Origin of the sequence: Spiroplasma endosymbiont of Colias croceus, assembly GCF_964020095.1 — a bacterium.
In the GTDB taxonomy this organism is placed as follows: domain Bacteria; phylum Bacillota_I; class Bacilli_A; order Mycoplasmatales; family VBWQ01; genus Spiroplasma_E.
The window spans coordinates 277,096-294,441 of sequence record NZ_OZ026536.1 but is presented as its reverse complement, the minus strand read 5'-3'; the positions used below and the strand labels follow the sequence as shown (position 1 = coordinate 294,441).

General features: G+C 23.7%; 27 protein-coding genes. 18 read left to right on the top strand and 9 right to left on the bottom strand.

All coding sequences use genetic code 4. The features are described 5' to 3' along the window. Positions 1–174: 174 nt before the first annotated feature. A complete protein-coding gene (locus AACL24_RS01770) occupies positions 175–567 on the bottom strand; it encodes a transposase family protein (RefSeq protein ID WP_339049363.1) in 393 nt (130 codons plus the stop codon). Next, a complete protein-coding gene (locus AACL24_RS01765) occupies positions 564–836 on the bottom strand; it encodes a transposase family protein (protein WP_339048287.1) in 273 nt (90 codons plus the stop codon). The genes AACL24_RS01770 and AACL24_RS01765 overlap by 4 nt, the downstream gene beginning before the upstream one ends. A 779-nt stretch (positions 837–1,615) precedes the next feature. Here AACL24_RS01765 and AACL24_RS01760 point away from each other — a divergent pair. The 13 genes from AACL24_RS01760 to AACL24_RS01700 all read left to right on the top strand — a co-directional run bounded on the left by AACL24_RS01760 (position 1,616) and on the right by AACL24_RS01700 (position 7,059). Beyond that, on the top strand, positions 1,616–2,134 hold the full coding sequence (locus AACL24_RS01760) for a hypothetical protein (RefSeq protein ID WP_339048285.1): 519 nt from the start codon (positions 1,616–1,618) through the stop codon (positions 2,132–2,134). 134 nt (positions 2,135–2,268) lie between these two features. Continuing rightward, on the top strand, positions 2,269–2,472 hold the full coding sequence (locus AACL24_RS01755; protein ID WP_286641513.1) for a hypothetical protein: 204 nt from the start codon (positions 2,269–2,271) through the stop codon (positions 2,470–2,472). A gap of 8 nt (positions 2,473–2,480) precedes the next feature. Beyond that, positions 2,481–2,945, top strand: coding sequence for a hypothetical protein (locus AACL24_RS01750; protein ID WP_339048283.1), 465 nt, complete (start codon positions 2,481–2,483; stop codon positions 2,943–2,945). A gap of 2 nt (positions 2,946–2,947) precedes the next feature. After that, the gene (locus AACL24_RS01745; protein ID WP_339048281.1) at positions 2,948–3,241 is read left to right on the top strand and encodes a hypothetical protein; all 294 of its coding nucleotides are present in this window, start codon (positions 2,948–2,950) and stop codon (positions 3,239–3,241) included. 4 nt (positions 3,242–3,245) lie between these two features. Continuing rightward, on the top strand, positions 3,246–3,422 hold the full coding sequence (locus tag AACL24_RS01740) for a hypothetical protein (RefSeq protein WP_339048279.1): 177 nt from the start codon (positions 3,246–3,248) through the stop codon (positions 3,420–3,422). Continuing rightward, a complete protein-coding gene (locus tag AACL24_RS01735) occupies positions 3,422–3,649 on the top strand; it encodes a hypothetical protein (RefSeq protein ID WP_339048277.1) in 228 nt (75 codons plus the stop codon). Before AACL24_RS01740 ends, AACL24_RS01735 begins: the two co-directional genes overlap by 1 nt. A 3-nt stretch (positions 3,650–3,652) precedes the next feature. Continuing rightward, positions 3,653–3,811: a hypothetical protein gene (locus tag AACL24_RS01730; protein ID WP_339048275.1), complete on the top strand. Its 159-nt coding sequence runs from the start codon at positions 3,653–3,655 to the stop codon at positions 3,809–3,811. Positions 3,812–3,814: 3 nt separating this feature from the next. Beyond that, on the top strand, positions 3,815–4,051 hold the full coding sequence (locus AACL24_RS01725) for a hypothetical protein (RefSeq protein ID WP_174480108.1): 237 nt from the start codon (positions 3,815–3,817) through the stop codon (positions 4,049–4,051). Between the two features lie 11 nt (positions 4,052–4,062). Beyond that, positions 4,063–4,566 (top strand): hypothetical protein, encoded by a 504-nt coding sequence (locus tag AACL24_RS01720; protein ID WP_339048273.1) that lies wholly within the window; start codon positions 4,063–4,065, stop codon positions 4,564–4,566. A gap of 1 nt (position 4,567) precedes the next feature. Next, complete coding sequence (locus tag AACL24_RS01715) at positions 4,568–4,891, top strand: hypothetical protein (protein ID WP_339048269.1); 324 nt, start codon at positions 4,568–4,570, stop codon at positions 4,889–4,891. A 16-nt stretch (positions 4,892–4,907) separates the two neighbouring features. Beyond that, positions 4,908–5,066, top strand: coding sequence for a hypothetical protein (locus AACL24_RS01710; protein WP_339048267.1), 159 nt, complete (start codon positions 4,908–4,910; stop codon positions 5,064–5,066). Positions 5,067–5,100: 34 nt separating this feature from the next. Next, the gene (locus AACL24_RS01705) at positions 5,101–5,289 is read left to right on the top strand and encodes a hypothetical protein (RefSeq protein WP_281748557.1); all 189 of its coding nucleotides are present in this window, start codon (positions 5,101–5,103) and stop codon (positions 5,287–5,289) included. A 531-nt stretch (positions 5,290–5,820) separates the two neighbouring features. After that, a complete protein-coding gene (locus AACL24_RS01700) occupies positions 5,821–7,059 on the top strand; it encodes an IS256 family transposase (protein ID WP_339049362.1) in 1,239 nt (412 codons plus the stop codon). A gap of 51 nt (positions 7,060–7,110) precedes the next feature. Here the strand turns inward: AACL24_RS01700 and AACL24_RS01695 are convergent, their stop codons facing one another. From AACL24_RS01695 to AACL24_RS01685, 3 genes are all read right to left on the bottom strand, one after another. Beyond that, positions 7,111–7,518: a transposase family protein gene (locus AACL24_RS01695; protein ID WP_339045908.1), complete on the bottom strand. Its 408-nt coding sequence runs from the start codon at positions 7,516–7,518 to the stop codon at positions 7,111–7,113. 23 nt (positions 7,519–7,541) lie between these two features. Beyond that, positions 7,542–7,964 carry a transposase family protein gene (locus tag AACL24_RS01690; RefSeq protein ID WP_339045912.1) on the bottom strand — a complete coding sequence of 141 codons (423 nt, stop codon included), beginning with the start codon at positions 7,962–7,964 and terminating at the stop codon, positions 7,542–7,544. An 87-nt stretch (positions 7,965–8,051) separates the two neighbouring features. Continuing rightward, positions 8,052–9,065: a hypothetical protein gene (locus AACL24_RS01685; protein ID WP_339048264.1), complete on the bottom strand. Its 1,014-nt coding sequence runs from the start codon at positions 9,063–9,065 to the stop codon at positions 8,052–8,054. Between the two features lie 73 nt (positions 9,066–9,138). On the opposite strand from AACL24_RS01685, the gene AACL24_RS01680 reads away from it, so the two are divergent. The 4 genes from AACL24_RS01680 (at position 9,139) to AACL24_RS01665 (ending at position 12,303) form a co-directional block, all read left to right on the top strand. Beyond that, positions 9,139–10,278, top strand: coding sequence for an Mbov_0401 family ICE element transposase-like protein (locus AACL24_RS01680; protein ID WP_339048262.1), 1,140 nt, complete (start codon positions 9,139–9,141; stop codon positions 10,276–10,278). Between the two features lie 23 nt (positions 10,279–10,301). Then, positions 10,302–10,709 carry a transposase family protein gene (locus AACL24_RS01675; protein WP_339045908.1) on the top strand — a complete coding sequence of 136 codons (408 nt, stop codon included), beginning with the start codon at positions 10,302–10,304 and terminating at the stop codon, positions 10,707–10,709. Between the two features lie 196 nt (positions 10,710–10,905). Next, entirely contained in the window at positions 10,906–11,055 is a 150-nt protein-coding gene (locus AACL24_RS01670) for a hypothetical protein (protein WP_339048261.1), read from the top strand. A 33-nt stretch (positions 11,056–11,088) separates the two neighbouring features. Then, complete coding sequence (locus AACL24_RS01665) at positions 11,089–12,303, top strand: DNA translocase FtsK (RefSeq protein WP_339049361.1); 1,215 nt, start codon at positions 11,089–11,091, stop codon at positions 12,301–12,303. Between the two features lie 13 nt (positions 12,304–12,316). Here the strand turns inward: AACL24_RS01665 and glyA are convergent, their stop codons facing one another. Continuing rightward, complete coding sequence (glyA, locus tag AACL24_RS01660; RefSeq protein WP_252319797.1) at positions 12,317–13,618, bottom strand: serine hydroxymethyltransferase; 1,302 nt, start codon at positions 13,616–13,618, stop codon at positions 12,317–12,319. Between the two features lie 37 nt (positions 13,619–13,655). Next, a complete protein-coding gene (rpiB, locus tag AACL24_RS01655) occupies positions 13,656–14,084 on the bottom strand; it encodes a ribose 5-phosphate isomerase B (RefSeq protein ID WP_422397329.1) in 429 nt (142 codons plus the stop codon). 204 nt (positions 14,085–14,288) lie between these two features. On the opposite strand from rpiB, the gene AACL24_RS01650 reads away from it, so the two are divergent. Continuing rightward, entirely contained in the window at positions 14,289–14,618 is a 330-nt protein-coding gene (locus tag AACL24_RS01650; RefSeq protein WP_339048258.1) for a PPC domain-containing DNA-binding protein, read from the top strand. 111 nt (positions 14,619–14,729) lie between these two features. Here AACL24_RS01650 and fba read toward each other — a convergent pair whose 3' ends face one another. Both fba and AACL24_RS01640 read right to left on the bottom strand, forming a co-directional pair. After that, positions 14,730–15,599, bottom strand: a complete 870-nt coding sequence (fba, locus tag AACL24_RS01645; RefSeq protein WP_339048256.1) for a class II fructose-1,6-bisphosphate aldolase — start codon at positions 15,597–15,599, stop codon at positions 14,730–14,732. A 137-nt stretch (positions 15,600–15,736) separates the two neighbouring features. Next, the gene (locus AACL24_RS01640; RefSeq protein ID WP_339048254.1) at positions 15,737–17,341 is read right to left on the bottom strand and encodes a CTP synthase; all 1,605 of its coding nucleotides are present in this window, start codon (positions 17,339–17,341) and stop codon (positions 15,737–15,739) included. Positions 17,342–17,346 lie beyond the last annotated feature (5 nt).

Sequence of the window (17,346 nt, the reverse complement as noted above, 5' to 3'; positions counted from 1 at the left end):
TCTTGCAAAACTATGATATTAATCACATTTTTTAAGTTTAAAAATTTATTTTAATAACACTTTTAATATTTTTTAAAAATTATTGTTCAAAATATGTTTTATTTTTTGTCATTAAAATACAACAAAAATTATTATTTCAAATAAAAAAATAAAATATTAAATTATCAAATATATTTAAATTAATAATTGTAAATTATAAATTGAAGCTATTAAATTAAATCTTAATGCAAATTTTTTTCTTCTATTTCGATATTTTTCACTAATAATTATAAATTTTTTAAGAATCGCAAAAACATGTTCAATAACAACTCTCATTTTTGAAATAGCCTTATTATTTTTCTTTTCTTCTTTAGTTAAAGGGTTTTTCTTTGATTTTCGTTTAGGTAATAAGACATTTTTATGTATGTTTTGTATACCTTGATATCCTAAATCTACTAAAATAGTTGTTTCTGATAAAAATTTCGTTTTTGAATTTTTTAAAATTTTAAAATCATGATTTTTACCATAAGAAAAATAAGAACTTATAATTTTTTTACTATCTTTTTCAATTATGACTTGAGTTTTTATTGTATGTTTTTTCTTTTTTCCTGAATAATATTGTTTTTGACTTTTTTTGGGCGTTGAATAGTACTTTCAGTCACATCAATGATAACTGTTTTATCTTTAAAATTATTATTTAACAGTGATTTTTGCCCATCAAGTTGTTGAAAATCAGGATGTTTTATTAAAGTATTTTCTATTCACTTGATATTCCTATAGCAACTACTTTCACTAATTCCATAACTTTTAGCAATATGAAAATAAGTTCGATACTCTCTTCAATATTCTAAAGTCATTAATAAACGATTTTCTAATGATAATTTATTAGGTGTACCACCATTTTTAAACTTTTTTACTTCTTCTGTCTTTAAAATTTTGGGAGCGTGTCGAAGATGTCGGTAACTAAAAAGTTTTAAAAATAGCTCCTTTCTTTTTTTACCCTTGAATTAAAAATAAATGACAAAAGACGAGAATAAAAATCTTGTCTTTTTTTGTAATTGTAAAATTTTAAAATTTTTAATAAACCTCTTTAACGCTATTATCAACACGTGTTAGGGAACTAAAAAAGTGAACTACAACACAGTTGTTAAAAATAGTAGCTAGCATGTGGACTTGCATGGATAAATAAAAAGTGGAGTGATACCTAATAAATTATACTAACCAGTAATGGTAATTCTTGGGGTGGGAGCGAATTGGAAACTAGTATATATAGACCTGTTGTAGGGACCTATTGTATTATTTCTATTCTTTATTTAACCAACCTTGCCACTCCCCAGTGAGCAAGTGTTGGTTTTATTTTTTATTTTTTTTTAAAAATTTTTTGGGCGAGAAAATAAATTTCAAACTTGTAAAAAAAATTGAGCGGTGCCGGTTCAATTAAAGTATTAATTTGTTAAACACAAATTAAATAAATATTGAATCGAATGCCTCAATGTTTTTTAAAATTTCACAATTTATTTTTGAGCCCAGAATTACTGGAATGAATAAAACGAATAGTAGTATTATTAATAATCTAAAAATTAAAATATATGTCCTTTATGCTAGAAGCAACAGGACATATTAGGAAAGAATTATTATGCAAATAGAATTTAAAAAAGAACAAATTATAAAAGATAAACCACAATCTATTCTTATTGATTATGTTGAATATAAATTATCACTTCCAAAATGAATGATTAAAAATAATTCTTTTATTGTTGATAACAATTACACATATTGAGTTTTTAATTTAGAAAATATTAAAAGAGAATTAAGTGGTAATGAATTAATAAAATTATTAGAACCATATATTAAAGACCAAAAAATAATTGTTAATAAACCAATTGCTCCAAAAGAATATTATCTTAATGATATAAAACTTGAACCATTAACATTTTATGAACAGCATAATAGTTGATTTATGGGTGAAATAACAGATAACAAAACTAAAATTACTAATCCTTGTTTTAAATATAACATTACGTGAGAAGAAAACAGAAAAGGTTTTAAAATAAATAATCAATATAAACATGATGATTTACCAATTAATTATATAGTTACTTCTTATAAGGAAATTTCAACTCATAATGAAAAAGTATTTTTGTTGAACATGTAAACAAAATAAATTAGATTATTTATTCTTTAATACTAATGATATAAAAACAAGAAAATATTTTTTAAGAGACAAAAACGGTAAAGCAATTTGTTATGACTGTATTTTAAATGTTAGGTTAAGTAGGAGGTATAAGTATGGATAAAGAATATTTAACTAAAAGAGGAACGATTTGCATAACGGATAGTGATGATATTGAATATAGAGTAGGATTAATTAAACTTATTGATAGTTTACAAAAAGATAATTTAGTTTGTGGTCATAAAGAATTTATTGAAGAATGTAAATATTGTTGATGTAATTGTGATTTAGAAATTATTAAAACAGTTATTAGAGGTTAACTTAATTAATGCAATATGACTTAATTATTGGTATTGACCCCGCTGGTATTGGTAATAACGGAATTGTTATATATTCAAATGAAACTAATAATATTGTTTTTAATGAAACATTCAATACATTAACTGTTTTATGAACTAAAAATATTTATAAAGAAAAATTTCAATTAATTAAAGAAAAATTTATTGATAAAAAAATATTAGTTATTGTAGAAAATTTCTTTTTAAGTTCAAAACAATTATTAACTAATCCATTAGCAACTCCTAAAATTATTGGTGCATTAATGGTATTAGTACAAGATGTTTTCAACTGAGATTATTTCGAAAATCACCCAAAAAATAAAAATAAAATAACAGAATATAAAGGAAATATAAAATTAACAAAACATGAACAAGATGCTTATAAGCATATTCAATATTATTTAAAAAATCATAAAAAAATATTAATTTTTGATAATTATTTAAGGAAATTATAAACATGAAAGATAAAGCAAATTATGTCAAATTAACAGTAAAACTGAGTAACAGTATTGAAGCAAAATATTACGAAAAAGGTAATAAAGAATTATATTATAGTGTTCGAGGTCAATGAAATGGTTTAAACTATGTTACTTTAATTTTTAACAACCCAAAATTTTATAGACGATGTATTTTATTAAACAAAAATGATGAAATTTTAGTAAGTGGTGAAATCTTTAATAATTGAAATATGAATATAAATCGTGCATTTTGTTCAATCAATGTTAAATGATTTAAAAAATGAAAAGAGTAAAAGAATGATTAAAAATACACCATTAGAATATATTAATGACAGAATTAATCAACATAAAAAAAATATTAATAAATATACAAAAGAAATTGAAAGATTGCAAAACTTTATTAAAGCAAATGAAATTAGAATAACTGAATTAGAAATAATAAAAGATATTTTACAAAAAGGAGAAAAAATATAATGAATTTTAATCAAAATCTAAAACAAATGACTGATTTAGTAATGAAAAAAGATATGGAAAAAGTATTAGAAAATTTAAAAATTAAAATAGGAACTATTGCATTTAATAATATTGAAGAAGAATTACACATTATAAATTTAATAATAAATAAAATGTCAGAACATATTTGTTCATTAGAACAAGAAATAATTAGAAAAAATCAAATAATAAAAGATAAATTGGAATAAAAAATGATATTATGAAAAATTTTATTAATAGTACCGATATTAATAACAAGTATAACATTAATAATATTTTTAATTTATATAATTAAAGATTTAAAAAATGAATATAAAGTTTTAAAAACATTAAATGAAATGGCTAATCAAATTAAAAATAAGGAGAAATAATTAATGATAATATTACCTACTTTGTTTGAAAATAAAGATGAAATTGAAATATTATCACCATTTCCAAAAGCAATTCATACAAGTAATGATATTAGAGCAATTATTTTAAGACAATACCCAAATGTTAAATCAAAACACATAATTGTTTCTGACCCTGAAAGTAATGTTGCATTAATAGTTGGTGATAATGATGTTTATCAAGGTTGAATTAAAGTAACAATTAAAAAATTAGAAAATTAAAGGAGAATAAAATGCCAAGTATAGAAAATCAATCAAATTATACTTTAACTAAATTAATTAGAACTGGTATAAGTCCTATTTGTGCAATGATTGGTACAAGTGCTTATTATGGTCAATATTTAAAAGACCCAATTTTAGGTTCAATTAATAGTTTATTATTTGGTAAAAAATTAGGTTTAGATATATGAAATTTAAATCAAAGACCAAATACAAAAACTAAATTAATTAATAGTTCTAAAAAAATATTATTAGGTTTAGGAACAATCGGTTTAGCAAATTATAGTAAATGAACAGAAAATACTATTAATCCTATTATTCCAACAACACCAAATCCAATAACTACTACAACTACAACAGAAGGTCCACCATGATTACTATTAAATAAACAAGATAATCAGTCATTAATGGATTGAGATACATATATTAGTTTAAATGCTTATGGTATATCAAATCTTATTAGTGGATTAACTGAGTTAATATCTAATAAGATTTGAAACAATAAGAAAGATTTGTAATATGGCAACTGGTGGATGTTTAATATCAAGTGGTGTAGCAATGGGTATTAATAATGATTTTAATAATGCTTATGCAGTACCTACAATTGTTGCTGGTGCAAGTGAAATTATAAATCAGTTGTTGTTACCATTTGGAAATACAAATAATGTTGTTCAATTACAAGAAGTGTTTTCAGATGAAAGAGCAAGATTAATTAATGACAATAGATTTACTATTAATAGTGAAACTGCAAGTCAATATTATGGTAGTGATAATATGAGCGAAGTACCATTAAATCATGATAATGCTTCATTAAATTGAGATTATAATCACATGAGTTTATAAAGGAGGTGAATAATTTATGAATAAAGAAAAATTACTTGAATATTATAATAATGAAATTCATAGATATAAAGAGAGAATGGAACAATTAAATAAAGAAATTGCCTTATTAGTAAGCATTATAAGTAATTCACAATCAATGATTGAAAGAATTAATGGTGGTCAATTTGACGAATAATTAAAAAATACATAATTGAAAGGTAGATATTAAAATGAAAGAATTTTTAAAAGCACTTGAAACAATTGGAATAAGCACTGGTATATTAATTTGTAGAGAAATTATTGTTTTATTAAAACGATTTATTACAACTCCAAAACATGTTAGGGCAAATAATAAAATTATCAAACATCAAAAAAAATTAGCAAAACTTAACGAAAAAATTAATAAAGGAGAAAAATAACATGACAAAAATTGAATTTAATGAAAAATATAATTTTAAACATGATATCTATATTGATAGAGATTTTGATTTACATATTGATAATTGTTTTAAATTTTCTGATATTGATATACATTAGACTTCTTGCAAAACCTATCTATTAAAAATTTAATTTTTAAAATAAAATTAAAAATAAAAAAGATAGGTAATCTATGATGTTTGATAAATTAAAAACTATTAACAATCCAGAATTATTAAGGACATATTCCGTAATTAAATTTAATTAATTGTCAATAAAATTGTTTTAAAACTATTTAGTGTTATTGAATATAGAAATAAATATTTTTTGAAAAAATAGTTTAAAAAATGAGTTTACATTTTAAACAAAAAATTGTTAATAATATTTTTATATTAACTCGATAAAAATTTAAATTTTAAAAAAATATTTTTAATATTTTGGTAATGTTTAGTAATCTGTGTAACTTACAAAAATAACTATGTTTAATTAATTCTAGTAAATATAATTAAATGACTAGAAAGAGTGAGTTACAGATGGCTAAAAAGCAAAATATTAATAATAATGATCAAATATCAAAAGCAGTAGATTTATTATTAGAAAATACTGAAGATTTAACAACAGTTTTTAAAGAGGGAGGATTGTATAAAGAATTAACAAAAAGATTAGTAGAAAAAATGTTGAATTCTGAGATGCAAAATTATTTGGGATATGAAAAGAATCAACATAGTAATAGTGACAATGCTCGTAATGGTATAAGTTCAAAAAAAATAATAACTCAACAAGGTAAAATTGAGATTGATGTACCACGAGATCGCAATAGTAATTTTAATCCTATAATAGTTGCAAAAAGACAAAGAAGATTTGATGGTTTTGATCAACAAGTTCTTTCTTTATATGCAAAAGGTATGACATTATCAGATATTAGAATGCAATTACAAGAGTTATATCATGGTGCTGATATTAGTGAAAGTGTTATTAGTCAAATTACTGATGATGTTATTGATGATGTAAAAGCATGGCAAAATCGACCATTAGAAAGTGTCTATCCGATTGTTTATTTTGATTGCATAGTAGTGAAAGTACGACAAGATAAAAGGATTATTAATAAATCAGTTTATATAGCTTTAGGAGTTGATTTAGAAGGTAAAAAAGATGTTTTAGGTTTATGAATTAGTGAAAATGAAGGTGCTAAATTTTGATTAGCAAATTTAACAGAAATGAAAAATCGTGGCTTAAATGATATTCTTATTGCCTGCAGTGATAATTTAACAGGCATGTCAGAAGCAATACAATCAGTTTATCTTAAAACAGAACATCAATTATGCATAGTTCATCAAATTAGAAATAGTTTGAAATATGTCTCATATAAGCATAGAAAATCTCTAGTTGCAGATTTAAAACCAATTTATACTGCATGTAGTGAAGAACAAGCAATGCAGGCTTTAGAATCCTTTGAAAATAAGTGAAATAAACAATATCCTCAAATTGCTAAATCTTGATATAAAAATTGAGATAATTTAATGGTTTTTATTAGTTATCCTACAGAAATCAAAAGAGTTATTTATACAACAAATGCTATTGAATCTGTAAATAGTCAATTACGAAAAGTTATCAGAAATAAAAAAGTTTTTCCTAATGATATGGCAGTTTTTAAAATATTTTATTTAGCAATTGAAAATATAACAAAAAAATGAACAATGCCCATTCAAAATTGAAATACAGCAATTGCTCATTTTATGATAAAATTTGAAGATAGAATTAATCTAAACTAGTACTTTGTAAAACAAAGATACACAGATTACATAAAAGCCTCAATATTTTTTTTATTTTAATGGTTTTATTTTATTAAAAATTTCACAAAGTAAGTTAAATCTTAAGTACATAAGTCTAAATTTAGATTTTCTACATTTATTTACTAAAATTTTGAATCTTTTCAATCAAGCAAAGACATGTTCAACTTTAATTCTAATTTTAGATACAATCTTATTGTATTTTCTTTCTTGTTTAGTTAATTTTTTATTTTTAGTTCTTTTAATTGGTATTATTGTATTTTTATAAATATTTTGTATACCTTGATATCCTAAATCACCAATAATTATTGTTTTTTCTGAAAATTCAAGATTTGAATTTTTTAATATTTGAAAATCATGCACTTTACCATTATCAGCAAAAATATCAACAATTTTTTTATTAAAAAAATCATATACAATTTGAAATTTTATAGAATACATTCAACTTTTACCAGAAAAATATTCTAACTGTAGTTTTTTTTAGTTGGTCTTTCAATTTCAATCTCAGTTGAATCAATTAAATAAAATTGAAATTCATTTGAATTTTCTTGTTTTTTATCAATTTTTAATTTATATCTTTCTTTTAAAAATTGGTAATCTTTGTGGTTACTAAGTTTATTTTCTACTCAAGTAATATTTCGAAAACAACTTGATGGGCTCATTTTAGATTTAATACTCATTTGAAAAAAAGTATAATATTCTTTTCAGTATAATAAAGTCATCATTAATCTTTCTTCTACTGAAAGTTTATTTTTTCGACCTTTATTTTTTTCTAATTTTTCTATTTCAATTAATTTTTCTAACATTTCATTAAAATGAAAACGTTTTATACCAAAATATCTATAAAATTCTTCATTTTTTAATTTTTTTAAATTTTCAAAAATCATTTTTATCAACACTTTTCTAAATTTATTGTTAATAACAAAATTATAAAATAAATTTTAAAATTATTAATTGACTTTTAAAAAATTTAATTACGGAATATGTCTACTATCTAAAAATTCAAAACCATAATAAACAGTATTATATTCATCTTCATTACTTTTTTTCATTTCTAATAATTTTCTTTGTTGGATATCCGGTAACTTATCTCAAAATGGTTTAATAGTAAATCTTAAAACAAATAAACCTAAACCACTAAACATGTCTTTATTTTCATAATAAACTTTGCCAATTTTTTTAAGATTTTTCATTACTTCATTATTTAATGGTAAAAATGGCGTACAGTATTTTAAATAAAATGGATGATATTTATCATAAGGATTGCATGTAAAAGTCATAAAAAAGTTTTTATAAAAATAACGAGTAATCTTTTTTCCAAAAGTAGGGCTATATATATTTTTATCAATAAAAGTTCAATTTCATTCTTTAATTGGTTCATTTGACACTTTAATTCTGTTACTTCTAAACATAGATATTTCTAATCGCTCATAGCGATATGTTAATTCTTTATCAGTAAGTGTTTCTTTTTCTTCTGCCATGATTATTTCATCTGTTCTTGAACCTAAAAAACTTGAACCACCTGCTTCTTTTCCAAAAATCTTATTACCATTAGCATAACCAATAAAGTCAATTTGTTGATTATTAGGAAAAATAATACAACCACCATCCTTAGTTATTTTTCATTTAATACCATGTGGATTATTAGGTAATAAATTAATATGATATGTATCTAATAAAACTTGACAAACATTCATTAAAGCACCAATTGTAGTTTCACTATGAGTATTTTCATATCTTCTTACTTCTTGGACACTACTATCACTAAAATTACAACATATAAATAAATCAAATGCTAAGCAGTTTCAAGTTTTTCTTGTTCCACGTGCTGTTGGTATAAAACGATAAAAACAATTAGTAGTAAAATATTCTGCTCATTCATCACCAACAAATGCTTTAAAAATATCTCAATTAAAACCATAATTATTATCACTAAAATTAAGATTATATTTTTTATTCAGTTGTGCATAACTACTAATAAAAGCCATATTTTACTCCCTAATTTTTATAAACAATACAATTAAATTATTAACAAACAAAATTTAGAAAGGAACATTAAAAATGTTTATATTACCATTTCCTAATCTTTTTGATTGAGACAAACATGATTTTAATCAAGATGAATTAAGTTTAAAACAAACAGAAGAATTATTTGCAAAAATAGATGATTATTTATGAAGTATATGTGATAAATCTGAATATAAATCATATAGATTTAGAAAAAGAAGATTAAAAGCAAAAAAAGGTTTATTAAATTATAAACGACGTATTTGTACACATTATAACCCAAAAACACAAAAAAAGGAATTTGTTTCATTGTTAGATAATTATCTTGGTGTTAAAAAATATAGTAAACTTGCACCAAATGTTATTAAACAAATTTTAAAATATTTTGCTGATGGTAAAAAGTATCGTGATGTTTGTGATACTTTTATTGAAGATTTAATAAGTACTAGTACAGTTTGTAGAACATATAAAAAATTTGAATTACCAAAAGCTAATATTCCAAAAATACCATTACAACCAAATCAAAATTTATACTTAAATATTGATGATGGACATAGAAAATTTAAGTTTAATGAAAGACACAATACTAAAAATTGTAAAAAATGTTCTATGAGATTATTAGTATTTTGTACTGGTAAAAAGAAAAATGGAAAATTAATTAATAAAAGAGCTCTATGTAAAATAAGAATATCAAAAACAGAAATTGGTGCAGAAAAAACAGCAAAATTAATTCAAACATATGGTAATTTATTTTTTGAAAATTTTGACCAAGCAAATTTAATAGTTTGTGGCGATAGTGCAAAATGAATTAGAAAAACTGCTACAATTTTAAATGCTAAATTTATTTTAGATAAATTTCATGCTTTTCATGTTTTATTTCTTGGAATAATGGCTGGAAGAAGAAAAAATAAACTTTCAGTAGAAGAAAGATTAATGATGACTTTATTATACTGAAAAGAATATTATACTTTTTTTCAAATGAGTATTAAATCTAAAATGAGCCCATCAAGTTGTTTTCGAAATATTACTTGAGTAGAAAATAAACTTAGTAACCACAAAGATTACCAATTTTTAAAAGAAAGATATAAATTAAAAATTGATAAAAAACAAGAAAATTCAAATGAATTTCAATTTTATTTAATTGATTCAACTGAGATTGAAATTGAAAGACCAACTAAAAAAAACTACAGTTAGAATATTTTTCTGGTAAAAGTTGAATGTATTCTATAAAATTTCAAATTGTATATGATTTTTTTAATAAAAAAATTGTTGATATTTTTGCTGATAATGGTAAAGTGCATGATTTTCAAATATTAAAAAATTCAAATCTTGAATTTTCAGAAAAAACAATAATTATTGGTGATTTAGGATATCAAGGTATACAAAATATTTATAAAAATACAATAATACCAATTAAAAGAACTAAAAATAAAAAATTAACTAAACAAGAAAGAAAATACAATAAGATTGTATCTAAAATTAGAATTAAAGTTGAACATGTCTTTGCTTGATTGAAAAGATTCAAAATTTTAGTAAATAAATGTAGAAAATCTAAATTTAGACTTATGTACTTAAGATTTAACTTACTTTGTGAAATTTTTAATAAAATAAAACCATTAAAATAAAAAAAATATTAAAAATATTTTTTTAAAATTTAAATTTTTATCGAGTTAATATAAAAATATTATTAACAATTTTTTGTTTAAAATGTAAACTCATTTTTTAAACTATTTTTTCAAAAAATATTTATTTCTATATTCAATAACACTAAATAGTTTTAAAACAATTTTATTGACAATTAATTAAATTTAATTACGGAATATGTCCTTTGATATAGAAACCAATAAGGAATTATTACAAGAAAATAACAATATTAACAAAATTAATAATCAAAAATTAGAAAATAATGAAACAAAAGTTAAAGAACAAAACAAAATTATTAATCAAATTGAAAAACAAAATAACAATTAAGAAAAAACAAAAGCTTTTCTTCCTGAACAAACTATAATTAATCAAAAATATATTTTACCAACATTAAAATTAACTAAAAAATCAGATAATCTAATAAAAAAGCAAGAAGAAAATGAAAAATATGCTTTAGAAAATAAAGAAAAAATTAATCAGTTATTTAAAGAATTTTCTGTTCAAGGAAAAGTAAATGATTTTACTATTGGTACAACAGTAACAAAATACGAGGTTTCAATCACTTCAGGAATGAAAATTAACAAAATTACTAAGTTAGAAGAAGAACTAAAACTAGTTTTAGCAAATAATAATATTAGAATCGAAGCACCAATAGCTGGTAAATCAATGATTGGAATTGAAGTTAGTAATAAAAATATTGTTCCAACTAATATGCAAGAACAATTTGAAAATATAAGCGAAAAATATAAAAATAAAAAATTATTAATTAGTATTGGTAGAAATACTACTGGTGATTACATCTTTCATTCATTAAAAGAAATGCCGCACTTATTAATTGCTGGTAGTACTGGTTCAGGAAAATCAGTTTTTATTAATGATTTACTAATTTCTTTGCTCTTACAATACAAACCTCATGAAATAAAACTAATATTAATCGATCCTAAATGAGTAGAATTAGCAATTTATAATGATATCCCACATTTAATTATTCCAGTAATTAATGAAGCAAACAAAACACCAGCAGCATTACAAGTAGTAATTTTAGAAATGATGCGTCGATACCAACTATTTGCAAAAAATGGAAATCGTGATATTGAAAGTTATAATAAAAAAATAAGTCAAGAAATTGATAAATTACCTTATTATATTATTGTTATTGATGAATTAGCAGATTTAATGGTACAAGCAAGCAAACAAATTGAAGAAGGGATCATGCGAATTACACAAATGGGTCGAGCAGCAGGAATTCATTTAGTAATAGCAACACAAAGACCATCAGTAGATGTAATTACTGGCGTAATTAAAAATAATATTCCAGCAAGAATTGCTTTTAAAGTTGCATCTTGAATTGATTCAAAAACAATCCTTGATACTGCTGGAGCAGAAAAATTATTAGGTAAAGGCGATATGTTATTTTTAGCTCCAGGACAAAATAATATCAATCGTTTACAAGCACCATGAATTAGTGATGAAGATGTTTCAGAATTAATAAAGTTTATTAAAGAACAATCTTCGGTTAAATATGATAATAATTTTATTGAAAAAATGAAAGAAATTAAAGATTCAAAAAAATAAAATAATTATTTTATTATTGAGGTAATTTTATATCTTCATAAATGGGAAATTTATTTAAAAGCATATCAACTTTTTTTCTTAATTCATTTAAACCATCATCATTAATACCCTTAGGTAATTTTCAAGCACTAATAATAATCTTTCCTAATTCAATAAACTGCTCTTCTTTAAAACCTCTCGTTGTCATTGCTGGACTACCAAAACGAACACCACTAGTAATAACAGCTGGTAAAGGATCAAAGGGAACACCATTCTTATTAGCAACAATATTAATCTTTTCTAAAATATCAACAGCTTCTTTACCATTTAAACCGTTAATATTAGTAACATTAACAGTTAATAAATGATTATCAGTGCCACCCGCCACTACATGAAATTTTGCATCAAGAAAAGTTTTCGCTAATGCTTGAGCATTTTTAATTACTTGCATTTGATAAGTTTTAAATTCTGGCGTTAATGCTTCATAAAAAGCTTGTGCTTTTGCTGCAATAATATGTTCCAATGGCCCACCTTGATTACCGGGAAATACCGCACTATCAATTTTCTTTTTTAATTCTTCGGTGCAAAGAATAGCACCACCGCGTGGTCCTCTTAATGTTTTATGAGTTGTTGTTGTTGTAATATCAGCATAACAAATAGGATTTTGATGTAATCCAGCAGCAATTAATCCAGCAATATGCGCCATATCAACCATTAAATATGCTCCAACAGTATCGGCAATTTTACGAAACTTTGATCAATCAATAAGTCTTGAATAAGCACTAGCTCCTGCTACAATAATTTTTGGTTTACATTCTTTAGCAATTTTTAAAATTTCATCATAATCTAAATATTCATCCTTTTTACTTACACCATAATTAACACCGTGATAAATTTTACCAGAAAAATTAATTTTATAACCATGAGTTAAATGACCACCGGCATCAAGTTCCATACCAAGAATAGTATCACCTGGACGTAATATAGCAGCATATGCTTCAGCATTAGCTTGACTACCAGAATGAGGTTGTACATTAGCATGAAAATTACCTTTTTTACATTGACCTGGTTTATGATTACAATTAAATAATTGTTTAAAACGCTCTATTGCCAAATTTTCAATTTTATCAACATTTTCGCAACCATTATAATATCTTCTGCCAGGATAACCTTCTGCATACTTATTAGTTAATATTGTTCCAGCAAGTGTAAGTACAGCTGGTGATACATAGTTTTCTGAAGCTATTAATTCAATATGATTTTGTTGACGTTGTCATTCATCTTTCACAATTTTTTTTAATTCTGGGTCAAGACCCTTATTAAAAGATTTATCCATTTTTAAACATCCTCTCTTTAATAATTTAATAGTAAAATTATTTTAGTTTTGCAACTCTTAATTGATGTCTTTTTTCATCACTTGTTTTAGTATTTAAAAATAATTTCACAAGTTCTACTGCTTTATAATCAGAAATAATTCTAGCACCTAGTGCTAAAACATTAGCTTCATTATGAAGCCTTGCCAATCTTACTGTTTCTTCTTCATAGCAAAGGGCACAACGAACACCATTAATACGATTGGTAGCAATGCTAATACCAATACCAGTACCACAAATTACAATACCAAAATCTGCTTTTTTACTAACAATAGCATTAGCAACATTAAAACCAAAATTAGGATAATCAACAGGCTCACTGCTATTTGTTCCTAAATCTAAAATTTGATAGCCTTCTGTATGTAAAAATTTAATAATTGGTTGTTTAAATTCATAAGCGGTATGATCATTACCAATAGCAATTACTAAACCATTAGTTTTCAACTTTATCACTTCCTTAGTTTAAATATTAGTTTTATTATACCTATTAATTTTAAAATTAATATATTTTCTTTTTAAAATAATTTTTATTACAAAAACAAAAATATTTTTTCCTATAATAATCAAATTTAATCATTATTGCTATTAATAAATATGTTAAAATACTGCTAAAAGAAAGGTGAGATTCTTATTATGAAAATTAAAAAAATGATCGGAAATAAGTATGCATTAATTATTGAAAAAGATGAAATGATTATTAAAACTTTAGAGCAATTTGCTATTAAAGAAAACATAGGAATGGCACAATTCCAAATGATTGGTGCTATTACTAATGTCACTTTAGGCTATATTCCTAAAAAAAGTACTGATTATGTAAAAAAAATTTTTCTTGAACAATATGAATTGTTATCAACAATTGGAACAATCATTTGAGATGAAAAAGATAGAAATAAACCAATTATTCATTGCCATACTACTTTTGGTAATGATAATTTTAACGTAATTGGTGGGGTCATATGTTAGACGCGAAAGTTTCTATTAAGGCTGAAGTAATAATTGATATTTTAAGTAATGAAAAAATATCACAAGTTATTGATAATAAAAGTAATTTTCATATTTGAAATTTATCTTAATTTAAGATTTTCCTAATGAACCAAATTCTGTTAATAATTCTTTAGCTTTAAGTTTAATTGCTTCCATTCCTGGCTTAAAAATTTTTCTAGGATCAAACCCTTTATCTTCATTAAGTTTTCCTTCCGTAACATATTTTTCAATAGCTGCGGCGAACACTTCTTGTAATTCAGTATTAACATTAATTTTACTAATTCCTAAATTAATAGCTTTTTTAACCTGATCTTTTGGAATTCCAGAACCACCATGTAATACCATTGGCTTATTTGAAGCTACTGATAAATTTTTTAACACATCAAAATTTAAAACATCTCAATTTTTAGGATACTTTCCATGAATATTATTTATTCCGGCTGCTAAAAAGTCAATTCCTAAAGCTGCTAATGATTTACAATCTTCCTCACTAGCAATCTCACCACTACCAATAACTCCATCTTCTTCACCACCAATAGTCCCTGCTTCTGCTTCAACAGATGCATTTCTTTTCTTAGCATAAGCAACTACTTCTTTGGTACCTTTTATATTTTCATTAAAATCTAAATGAGAACCATCAAACATAACAGAACTAAAACCAGCATCTATTGCTTTCTTACAAGAATCTACTGATTGACCATGATCTAAATGTAATGCCACTGGAATAGTAATATTTAAATCATTCAATAACGCTAAAGTCATACTAGCAACTGTGTTAAATCCACCCATGTATTTAATAGCACCTTCTGAAACACCTAAAATAACAGATGATTTAGTTTCTTGTGCAACTTCAAGAATAGATCTTGTTCATTCTAAATTATTAATATTAAAGTGAGCAACGGCATATTTACCTGCTTTTGCTTTATCAATCATATTTTTTGCACTAACAAATTTATTCATTTCTTTTCCTTCTTTCTTAAAATATTATAACCTTATATTATATATTTTCATAAAAAATCTAGTTGCATATATATTTTGAGAATATACAATTCATAAAAATTATAACAATTTTAAAATTAAATTTTCTTACTTTATCATTATTTTTTAATAATACTTTTAATTAATCCTAAAAATAAAGGATTTGGTTTATTAATTCTTGATGTGAACTCAGGATGAAACTGACTTGCAATAAAGAATGGATGTACTTCTTTTGGCAACTCAATCATTTCTACCAAATCTTCTTTATTATATATACCACTAAAAATTAATCCATTTTTTGCAAGTAATGTTTTATAACTATTATTAAATTCATAACGATGACGATGACGTTCAATAATAATCGTTTGTTTATAAAGAGATTTTGCTAATGAATCATTAATTAAAGTGGTTGAATAATTACCCAATCTTAAAGTTCCCCCGATTTGATCATTTTTATTTTTACCACGTAATAAATCAAAAATAGGATTTTTAGTTTTTTCATTAAATTCAGTAGAATTAGCATCTTGTAAATTACATACATTACGAGCATATTCAATACAAGCTAACTGCATACCTAAACATAATCCTAAGAAAGGAACTTTATTAACTCGAGTATAATTAATTGCATTGATTTTACCTTCAACACCACGATTACCAAAGCCACCAGGAACAATTATTGCTTGGAAAGGAGAAAGCATAGAATTAATGTTTTTACTATCTAAACTTTCAGCGTTAATAATTTTATAATTAACTTTAGTATTAAGACTATAACCTGCAATTTTCAATGATTCAATTACTGATAAGTAAGCATCACTTAAATTCGAATATTTTGCCACAATACCAACAGTAACTTCTTGATTAATATTATCTAACTTTTTAACAATTGTATGTCATTCTGACATATCTGGTTTAGTTTTATTTAATTTTAATAATTCTGAAACTACTTCATCAATTTTTTGTTGTTCTAAAGATAATGGCACTTTATAAATATTATCACAATCAGGAATTGCTAAAACATGCCTGCGTTTAATATTACAAAATAAAGATAATTTATCAAAAATATGATCAGGTGGCATAGTTTCACTACGACAAACCAAAATATCAGGTTGAATACCTAATGATAATATTTCTTTTACTGAATGTTGACTGGGTTTCGTTTTAAATTCACCAACCGAATGTAAATAAGGAATTAATGTAGTATGAATAACAATAACATTTTCATGACCTTTTTCGTTTTTAACTTGTCTAATGGCTTCAATAAAAGCTAATGATTCAATATCACCAACTGTTCCACCAATTTCGGTAATAATAACATCAGCCTTACTATTAATTGCGGAATTAAAAATATGTTTTTTAATTTCATCAGTAACATGTGGTACAACTTGTACAGTTTTCCCTTCATAAAAACCATCGCGTTCCTTTTTTAAAACAGTTTGGTATACTTTTCCGGCAGTAATATTGGAGTCTCTAGTCAGATTTTCATCAATAAAACGTTCATAATGACCTAAATCTAAATCAGTTTCAGCACCATCACTAGTTACATATACTTCACCATGTTGATAAGGACTCATAGTACCTGGATCAACATTAATATAAGGGTCAAATTTTTGCATAACAATCTTAATATTTTTTTGCTTTAATATACGCCCAAGCGATGCTGCTGTAATTCCTTTACCTAAAGATGATACAACACCACCAGTAATAAATATATACTTTGAATTCATTAGTT